Source organism: Streptomyces sp. NPDC029152, assembly GCF_055564355.1.
In genome coordinates this window covers 1-1,205 of sequence record NZ_JBVHWR010000071.1, presented here as the reverse complement: position 1 = coordinate 1,205, position 1,205 = coordinate 1, and the positions used below count along the sequence as shown (strand labels likewise).

1 protein-coding gene is annotated in these 1,205 nt (G+C 62.7%); it reads left to right on the top strand.

Annotated features, from left to right (window positions below):
* Positions 1 to 1,205, top strand: a 1,205-nt coding sequence (locus ACZ4V6_RS36570; RefSeq protein ID WP_467835601.1) for a DUF6571 family protein, incomplete at both ends; no start/stop codon positions are given.

The following is a 1,205-nucleotide window of genomic DNA, read 5'->3' as shown; positions in this document are numbered from 1 at the left end:
GGGAACAAGCAGCATTACCTGGGATCCGAGCAGGGGCTTGCCAACGCGCTGGCCACCGCCACACAGGACCCGAAGTCGAAGTTCTACAAGGACTTTCATGCCGGCCTGAAGGAAGCCGGAATGAAACGGTACGAGTGGCAGGGCGAGAAGGTCCGCGGGTACCAGTCCCTTGTCACCCTGATGCAACACGGCGAAGGGTACTCAGCCCGCTTCATGCACGACCTCGGTGACGATCTGATCGCCGCCGAAAAGGCAGACAAGGGCGACGACAACTGGGATCTGCCCAAGGCGTTCGTCACCTCACGGGACGAGTGGTTCGCGAACGACCCCCTCGACGGCCTTCTCGGGGTCATGAGCAAGGACCCCGAGGCAGCGGCAGCCTTCCTCGACCCCGAGTCCGATCCCAGCCCGGATGACGGAAAGAAGGAAGGCAACGACCGGCTGGAGTACCTGACGCGGAAACGGGACTGGGACGTTGTCGACGGGCACCCCCACATGCGCAACCCGCACGACCCCGACAGCATCTGGGGCGATCCCCTTCGCGGTTCTGACATCGAGGACGCGCAGGGCAGGGCAGGATTCGGCGCAGCGTTGGTGGCGGCAACGACGGGCATCGACCCGGGCAACTCGGGCAGCGGTTACGTCCAGCACTCCGACGCGAACAACCGCGTGTTCGAGAATGCCCTGAAGCATCTGTCCGCGGAGGGCAACGACTTCCCGCCGAGCCTGCGCACGCCGATGGCGATGGTCATGGGCAATTACGGCGACGAGGTACACGCCACGACGAGCGCCCAGCTCGAGTCGCGTAGTCCGCTGGACCGCGGCGAAGTCCTTGAGGTGTCGAAACAGATCTCACGCGACCGCTTTGCCTACTTCACGTTGCAGGACTCCATCAACCGGGAAATCGTCCATGACATCAACACCGGGGTGGGCGGCCATGAGGAGACGTGGAGAAAAGCAGGCCATACCATCGGCTTCCTGGAAGAGGCCCGATACCAAGGGCTGGCCGTGGATGCCGACGACGCGAAGAGCAAAGCCGTCTGGGAAGCGAAAATGGATTACCATACCTGGGGCGGTGTGGTGAACTTTATCCCGCATGCAGGTGATGCCGCGCAGCGCGGCATCGATGTCCTGACATCCAAATGGCTCGAGGAAGAGACCGAGAGAATCAACGAAGGGCTGGCGTACGAGAATACCGAGTCCTC